The organism is Bartonella refiksaydamii (genome assembly GCF_902652675.1).
GTDB classification, from domain to species: domain Bacteria; phylum Pseudomonadota; class Alphaproteobacteria; order Rhizobiales; family Rhizobiaceae; genus Bartonella; species Bartonella refiksaydamii.
In genome coordinates this window covers 13,238-20,085 of the sequence record NZ_LR736314.1, presented here as the reverse complement: position 1 = coordinate 20,085, position 6,848 = coordinate 13,238, and the positions used below count along the sequence as shown (strand labels likewise).

Below are 6,848 nucleotides of genomic sequence, written 5' to 3'. Positions count from 1 at the left end.
GTTTTTTGACCGAACACCACGGAAAATTTGCCATGTCCCATGGATAATCGATTTGATCCCAGCTTAATTCCTCATCCCCATCATCTATCCAATTGCCAATAAGCTTGCCTTCTTCTCTTAAGAGAACGTGCTCTATCTCTGTCGTGCGTCCAAAGGAAAACAAAGCATTCCCAGCTGTTAAGCGTACACCGCTTTCATACTCCAACATGCTGTTATCAAGCCGTGACATATTGCATTCAACAGCTTGCACATCATAACCCATGACACCACGGCGAAAATCAGAGCGCAGACTTTTGGAAAGGTCTGTGATTGCTTCAATGGCTTCAAGGCTTTTGCGTTCAGGCAACTGATCAAAATCAAGTTGAAAGGAGTTCCACCATACCCGCCCCGTCCATGCAGGCATAAAGTGTGCTGTAATCCGGAGCCATGCAAGACCCATCTCTATTGCCGCAAGAGAACCGCGAATATTTTGCCATGCAAGACCCTGATCAATCAAATCATAAAGGTTAGAAAAATAAGGGCTTAATTCTTGTAAGCCATATTCGTCTATTAAAAAGGGCAACCAAGAAGGCGGACGCGTAATAAATTTCGCACGGGGTATTTCTTCGAGTGCCGTTTTAACGTGAGGCTCAAAAGCCATTGCTTCTGCAAAACAACATTCAAATAAGCTAGAATTTGGAGGCAAAAGGGAGGAGATCATCAATAAGCGCGCCCCCGTTCAGACAAGACAATATTCCCTAGTGCAACCGCTTCATCCGGTGCGACCAAAATATCCTCACAAGGTTGCGTTATGTTCACATGGTGAACGCCCTCAACCATCAAGCGGCTTAGTATCCAACTTAAAGACAGATCACGCCCAAGCCTTTGCGCACGCGCCCATTCTGCTGTTAAATTCTGCTCCGCTCTTTCCAAAACAAAAGATCCTTCATCCGGTAACAACCAAAAATCAGCAGAAATATCGATCATCCGCTGCGCTGCACTTTTTACAAGGATGTTGTCATTGGTCATTTTAACATGGGGCGCATCAAGGGCTGCTTGCACCTTGGCAATTAAAGCCTCATCAGCCACCCCTGAAGGGCTATCACTAAAAAGCGCAACATAAATAAGTGGGCTTTTGCCTAAACGATAAACAAAAGCATCTTTGACATGGATATCGCTTGAGAGGGCAAAATATTGATACCGTGGTGTTGTGCCGCCTGTGGAATGTCCTTGACGACTTAAACGAATACGGCGGCGCAAACGCGCATCATCTTCATCCAAAAGGCGCGTGACCCCATGAAAATCCCCCAAATGGTCTAAACTTGTTCCATGGGCAAATGTGAGTAAATTATCCCGCGCCACTTCATTCATCCGCTGGCGCAACAGCAACTCTTCATAAGCGGCCGCTTGTAATTGAATGACTACCGGATCATAAGCCGTCTTTTCCACATTATAAGGAATATGATGCGCTGCAAAAAGCTCAGTTAAACGCGTGATCTTTTGCTCTAAAATTGCTTCAACAGAAAGCTCTTCAATAATTTGTGGGAGGGATAAAGGTTCAAACTCTGTCATCACCAACCTCTAAATTGATGCTCATTGGCTCTTTGTGTGACCAATCCCCCAAATGCCCATCGGGATAAAAAACACCGGTTAAAACAAAATGAAAAGTGCCTTCACGCGTTGCTTTTGTCAGATCAATCCTCTGCAACGAAAACCCAGGCTCTCCACACTCTGGATCATCCAAAGCTTCAACGATTTCTTGATAAAGCTGCATCATCGTCGCAGGATCAGCATTGGCGTCTTGGAATGCTCCAACATCACATCCATAATGACGACGCAAAACCCGTGTCCCAATCCTTGTCGTCAGACATTTACGCAGTGACTGTTGGCAATGGTCCCAACCATATAAAAGAGAGCCATCCTTTTCGCTCATCCCGCACCGCATGCTTTAAGCACCCTTCGTTGTCTTTGTGGAAGAAACAGTCGGGGCCGCAGAAACAACAGGTGCTGGTTTTTCAGCAATCTGACCAAGCAGCAAGGGATATTTAGCTGCTTCCTCACTTAAACAAATTTCTTCACCTTTGCCCGGTGAACGCTTGCCTGCAACAAAATCGGCATTGGTTAAAATAACATAACTGTTCTCACGCATGATAAACTCCTTTAAAGGGGGCTAGAGGTTGTGGAGGGACCCATTTTGACCCCACCGTGTTTGTGGCTTGCGCCAACAGATTTTTGATTGTGCTGTAAATCTTCCGCTTGAATCTGCACACTGCCCGTTAATTCAACACGGGTTGATTGATGAGAAAGCACCAAACCTTGGCTACTCAAATGAATTTTGTTTTCCCCATGGGAGAGAATGAGTTCATCTTTTGTGATGCGCAAAGCGCCACCCGCATAACACAGAGCAAATTCTTGGAAAGAGCGTGCGGGGTTAGGTGCATCCTCACTATAACTATCGCGCACCACCAGAGAAGCAGAACCAATTGCGCCATGGGGATTTAACAACCGCACCGGATCACCAACATGGAGAGGCATATTGCTTGAAAGAGCGCCAGAAGCTTCTTGCGCTTGGAGCCAAGGCGATAAAACCGCTTGTCCATTGGAACCCTGTTCGGAAAGTTTCACCCGCACCCTATGACCATCAACTTCTGCAACCCGCCCAATCATGTGCTGGTTGGCAAGACAGCGTTCAAGCGCATCAAGACGCTTCATTATTTGCCGAAAGGTGTCGCTCAAAAGATGCGCATCATTCATGCTCCCACCTCATTGTCTAAAGAGATTAACCCAGCTTTGAGTTGTCCTTCATCACAAAAAATATCTCGTCCCAACTGATGCAAATCTTGGTGCCATTCCACCACGCTTATCGATACACCGCGCTGCTTAATCGCCGCAGAGACAATCGGTTCAATTTGCACCTCCCGCGGGGCGCTCAAATGCGTTAGTCCCCACAATTGCCCGCTATGACAAAGCACCGCAATGGCTTCTGCCAAAAGCCAACTGGAAACATCACGCTCTTTGCCCGTGGTGATAATAAAAGCCCCTAAATGAAGATCCGCACTCATGTGCCCACTTGCTACAGGACTCAAACGGCTTTCTAACACTGCAACGCGTATGGCTGGTGCCACAAGCATCTGTGTCTCAAGCTCTTCCAAATTAAAGCGCCCAAATTGACAGCCGCAATCGCGCACATCCGGCAAAGCGCTTTTAAGACTCCTTATCACCGCCTCACGAAACGCATTAATGCGCCCTGCTTGCTTGACTGTTTGACTCATGAAAAGACCCTTTCCAGCCAATCTTCTGCCGCTTTGACAATTTCCACTTTATTGCGCTCTGAAAGCCCCAAATAAGGGCGCGCGGGCATGGTCACTTGGCGCACACAAACAAAGCGATGTGCATTGCCGCTTGTGAGACAAAAACGAAGGGTGCTAGCATTTTTCGGACGAATAACCCCACCCAATTGATGAATCCGCGCATAAACCAACCCAGAGCCCACAATCACCTGTTCTGGTGATGCTTTCATATCAATGGAGCGTGAAAGTGCCCCACTGGCAAAAAGAATGGAGGTGCGAGCATGATTGTTTTCCCACTTCTCTCCTTGAGGAGAGGTTTTTTCGCTTTGAATCCGCCGCCTTGTGCTTTCTTGGATAAGACGCCCAACCCCTTGTGCCAAAGTCCCCATCGAGCTATCAGCGCCCTTTTGTAAAAAGGATAAAGCCGCTTCAAGCCCCATCTCTTTAATCTCAATATGGGTTGAAACAGACATATTACCTTCCCATCAAACGCGGCTTGGCATGAAAAAAAGCCCCATCACGCACGGGGCCATCTTCGCTCATAATTTTAGGTTCATCGACCCCCAAACCCGCTTTGCCTTCCGCAATGCGTTTCAAGAGTTCAACCGCCTGTTTGTAACGATCTTCAATGGTCGTGGTCAGTGCCGTATGGCGTATGGCTAAATTATAAACAGCAATATTGACACAGATCATACCCAGAGCCGCCGGCTGTCCAGCAATCGGGACCACGTAGCGATGAGACAAATGCACATCAATCTCACCGCTTGCCTGTTCGAGCGCGCGGGCAATGGCTTGCTCTGAAAAAACTGGATCAGAATTCTCATCCATCCCACATAAGTCATCCAAGAAGTCATCACCCCAGAGCTCTTCAATCAATGTTTTGCTTGCATAAGCCATATTTCAAAGTTTCCCTTAGACAACTTCTTGCAATAAAACGCCGGCATCTTTTGCTGCCACCAATTCGCACACACGTTCCCCCACACGCACCCGTTTACCGCCTGACAAGCCGATATCTGGATCTTGGATCACCCCTGATAAACGTTCACCCAATTGGGCGCTAAAACCCCAACTGATGACCGATCCATCCGCCTGTTGTTTGGTAGGATCAATATAAAGCAGTGCAATCTTATTGCCCCAGACACGTGCCAATTGCGCCGAACGCCCTTTGCGGGCCAAATTCACTTGCGATTCACCAATGAGTAAACGTTCAGGGTGTATTTCCATCAGATCAGCAAATTGCGCCTTGGTGACAAAACCATCAGCAGTGCCCCCCCCTTTAACGGCTTTAATGATTTTAGGATGGCGTTTGAGTTTTGACCAAACAACTTTGCCCATCACAATGGTGTTGGGCGTATAGACGAGAGCTTTATCCATCGCCTCATCTAAAGTGGCATAAGGATCAGATTTCTCATAATCGCTAAATTTATTTTCTCCTTTGAGAGTAATCACCCGCTCTGGTGCGTAATTTTCACTCTTTTGCACAAGAGCTGCAACACGCACTTCACGCCCCAATTCCAGCAAATTGGCAAGTCCCTCTACAGCTGTCTTTTCGGGGTTATAACGAGAGCGCCGCTCCGCCCGTGCACGTGCCGCTGCTTCAATATCTGAATTGGGAATCAAATCATCAAGTCCGTAATCTTTGACACTGGCTTCCCGTTCAAAGGCAGAAAATTCCACCACATTCGGTCGCCCTTTCCGCCCTATCTCAAGTTCAGGCACGGTAAAATTTTCCGCTAAGGGAAATTCACTATATTTAAATACCTCACTTAAAACACAAACGCGTGGCAAAACTTTATCGCCAATAAGAGAACCTGCTGGATTACGATAACCAATAGCAATGGCGGTGAGTGTTGGATCAATGGGAAAAGGTCTGTTCATTTTAAGCCTCGATTAATTCATTTTAAAAGAAATAACATCACCAGCAGAACCATCACTCATGGCAATACCAATGGTGCGATCTGCTGCTTCTGCCTTAATGGCGTGCCCCTTTGGGTCAGAGGTCAAAAAATCACCAAAGGAAACATTGCCCCCACAAACCACTTCGCCCCAACCACATTGGCCAACATCAATCATCTCACCAGCCTTTGCGCCAAGAGAGCCAGCAGTCCCTAATAATTTATCACCCTTACCAGAAGCCGTTGCCACCGAACCATCGGTGCGCGCCGCAACAATGCAATAAGGTGAGATCACATCGGTGGCGCGAAAAGATTTAATCAAAATCATCGTACTCATGATTGGCGCTCCTTTTGTTCGCAAATATAATCAACCGCTTGGCTAATGGTGATGTCGAAGCCTTTTTTCTTCTGCTCTTCTTGATAATGGCGTGCCGCAACAGCAACCTCTTCTGGAGCAAGCTTTTGTTCTTGCACCAAAGCACACGCCTCTAAAGGGCTTGTTGAGGCAAGCGCCGGCAATTTCTCGACCAAATTTTTAAAATGCTCGATGCCCCCTTTAAGGCTACACAATGCACGATATTCCTCGCGGACAGCGGGCAAAATCTTGCCCTCTTCAATTGCCTTGTCTAAAAGACTCTCAATGGCACTGTTTTTTTGCTCTTCTTGCAAAAGCGCTAAATCCTCTCGCGCTTTTGTTAATTGGGTGCAAAGTTCCACGCGTTCCTTTTCGCGCGCTTTAAGCGTTGCTAAAACCTCATCCGCTTTAGCATCTTCTGCCAGCGATAGTGCACTGGCAATGGCTGTCAAATCCATCATTTTCTCCGTCAAAGTTATAGGGGAAGGCTGTTCACGGCTTAAAGCCGTCATGACAAGGGCTGGACGATTGACCAGTCCTGCACCTGCTAAATGCAAAATTTCACCTTTCTTCGAATGGCGAAACTCAGGCGAAAGATAGCGATATTCTCGGGCAATAATTTTTTTGGTAGCCATATCGGTCCATTTAACACGCCCCCAAATCGCACCATCCCGCTCTGCTAATTCTTCAATCCAGCCACTGGCAGGTGCTTCTAAACCATTTCTCGCACGGTGATGTTGCCCATGCTCATAGTCAATCACAAGCGGTCCTTTATTGGCTGCAAAGGCTTTTAAAATCGTTTGCGGGTTATAATGCCATTCTCGTCCATCACGTGCCTTCACATGGGGCGCTTTGGGCAAAAGCTCTACCCATTCAGGCGCTTGGCTAACGGTGGCGTCTTCACATGAAATGTCTTGGCATAAAACGTCTGGACAAAGATCTATTAACGCGGCATGAAATATCTCAGCATGTTCATCTTCGTCATTTTCGTGAAATTCTTGTTCCATCATTGCCTATTGCTTTACAATTGTCATTGGCAATACAATGCATGAAACTTACTCCCACTATAAGTCTGACACTGTCAGTCAAAAGAGCATTTCTCAAAAAAGCACTCTTTTCCCTATTATTCTCCTTGTAAGAAAAACCTCCGTGCCAAACCATCCCATAAAATCGTTTTCAAAGGCACTTCAAAGGCGATAGAGCGCCGTTGTGAAGTGAGAGGTACAATTTATCGTCTTATACAAAAGAAGCCTCTCTCGAGCCATTTTTTTAAAGATTGCTTTTAAACTGTTAAACTGTTACTTCTATCCACGAGGCGTGAGCCAGTTA

The 6,848-nt window shown here is 46.7% G+C and carries 11 protein-coding genes; all 11 read right to left on the bottom strand.

Going from position 1 to position 6,848, the window contains the following annotated elements; all coding sequences use genetic code 11:
• Positions 1 to 700: phage tail protein (locus GQO39_RS07110; RefSeq protein WP_439647149.1), on the bottom strand; the 700-nt coding region annotated here is incomplete at its 3' end.
• Entirely contained in the window at positions 700 to 1,551 is an 852-nt protein-coding gene (locus GQO39_RS07105) for a baseplate J/gp47 family protein (protein ID WP_156851568.1), read from the bottom strand. The genes GQO39_RS07105 and GQO39_RS07110, both read right to left, overlap by 1 nt.
• A complete protein-coding gene (locus GQO39_RS07100) occupies positions 1,538 to 1,924 on the bottom strand; it encodes a GPW/gp25 family protein (RefSeq protein ID WP_156851567.1) in 387 nt (128 codons plus the stop codon). Before GQO39_RS07100 ends, GQO39_RS07105 begins: the two co-directional genes overlap by 14 nt.
• Positions 1,925 to 1,927: 3 nt before the next feature.
• Positions 1,928 to 2,128 carry a hypothetical protein gene (locus GQO39_RS07095; protein WP_156851566.1) on the bottom strand — a complete coding sequence of 67 codons (201 nt, stop codon included), beginning with the start codon at positions 2,126 to 2,128 and terminating at the stop codon, positions 1,928 to 1,930.
• 11 nt (positions 2,129 to 2,139) lie between these two features.
• On the bottom strand, positions 2,140 to 2,733 hold the full coding sequence (locus GQO39_RS07090) for a phage baseplate assembly protein V (RefSeq protein ID WP_156851565.1): 594 nt from the start codon (positions 2,731 to 2,733) through the stop codon (positions 2,140 to 2,142).
• Positions 2,730 to 3,251: a hypothetical protein gene (locus tag GQO39_RS07085; RefSeq protein ID WP_156851564.1), complete on the bottom strand. Its 522-nt coding sequence runs from the start codon at positions 3,249 to 3,251 to the stop codon at positions 2,730 to 2,732. Before GQO39_RS07085 ends, GQO39_RS07090 begins: the two co-directional genes overlap by 4 nt.
• Entirely contained in the window at positions 3,248 to 3,742 is a 495-nt protein-coding gene (locus tag GQO39_RS07080; RefSeq protein ID WP_156851563.1) for a phage virion morphogenesis protein, read from the bottom strand. The genes GQO39_RS07085 and GQO39_RS07080 overlap by 4 nt, the downstream gene beginning before the upstream one ends.
• A gap of 1 nt (position 3,743) precedes the next feature.
• Positions 3,744 to 4,166, bottom strand: a complete 423-nt coding sequence (locus GQO39_RS07075; protein ID WP_156851562.1) for a gp436 family protein — start codon at positions 4,164 to 4,166, stop codon at positions 3,744 to 3,746.
• A gap of 15 nt (positions 4,167 to 4,181) precedes the next feature.
• Complete coding sequence (locus GQO39_RS07070; RefSeq protein WP_156851561.1) at positions 4,182 to 5,147, bottom strand: major capsid protein; 966 nt, start codon at positions 5,145 to 5,147, stop codon at positions 4,182 to 4,184.
• A 12-nt stretch (positions 5,148 to 5,159) separates the two neighbouring features.
• Positions 5,160 to 5,501, bottom strand: a complete 342-nt coding sequence (locus GQO39_RS07065) for a DUF2190 family protein (protein ID WP_156851560.1) — start codon at positions 5,499 to 5,501, stop codon at positions 5,160 to 5,162.
• Positions 5,498 to 6,526, bottom strand: coding sequence for a phage protease (locus GQO39_RS07060; protein WP_156851571.1), 1,029 nt, complete (start codon positions 6,524 to 6,526; stop codon positions 5,498 to 5,500). Before GQO39_RS07060 ends, GQO39_RS07065 begins: the two co-directional genes overlap by 4 nt.
• Positions 6,527 to 6,848 lie beyond the last annotated feature (322 nt).

What these genes read in the sequence shown, in the direction of transcription:
- GQO39_RS07105 (WP_156851568.1), bottom strand. Translation starts at nt 1,551, where the DNA reads ATGACAGAGTTTGAACCTTTATCCCTCCCACAAATTATTGAAGAGCTT.
- GQO39_RS07100 (WP_156851567.1), bottom strand. Translation starts at nt 1,924, where the DNA reads ATGCGGTGCGGGATGAGCGAAAAGGATGGCTCTCTTTTATATGGTTGG.
- GQO39_RS07095 (WP_156851566.1), bottom strand. Translation starts at nt 2,128, where the DNA reads ATGCGTGAGAACAGTTATGTTATTTTAACCAATGCCGATTTTGTTGCA.
- GQO39_RS07090 (WP_156851565.1), bottom strand. Translation starts at nt 2,733, where the DNA reads ATGAATGATGCGCATCTTTTGAGCGACACCTTTCGGCAAATAATGAAG.
- GQO39_RS07085 (WP_156851564.1), bottom strand. Translation starts at nt 3,251, where the DNA reads ATGAGTCAAACAGTCAAGCAAGCAGGGCGCATTAATGCGTTTCGTGAG.
- GQO39_RS07080 (WP_156851563.1), bottom strand. Translation starts at nt 3,742, where the DNA reads ATGTCTGTTTCAACCCATATTGAGATTAAAGAGATGGGGCTTGAAGCG.
- GQO39_RS07075 (WP_156851562.1), bottom strand. Translation starts at nt 4,166, where the DNA reads ATGGCTTATGCAAGCAAAACATTGATTGAAGAGCTCTGGGGTGATGAC.
- GQO39_RS07070 (WP_156851561.1), bottom strand. Translation starts at nt 5,147, where the DNA reads ATGAACAGACCTTTTCCCATTGATCCAACACTCACCGCCATTGCTATT.
- GQO39_RS07065 (WP_156851560.1), bottom strand. Translation starts at nt 5,501, where the DNA reads ATGAGTACGATGATTTTGATTAAATCTTTTCGCGCCACCGATGTGATC.
- GQO39_RS07060 (WP_156851571.1), bottom strand. Translation starts at nt 6,526, where the DNA reads ATGGAACAAGAATTTCACGAAAATGACGAAGATGAACATGCTGAGATA.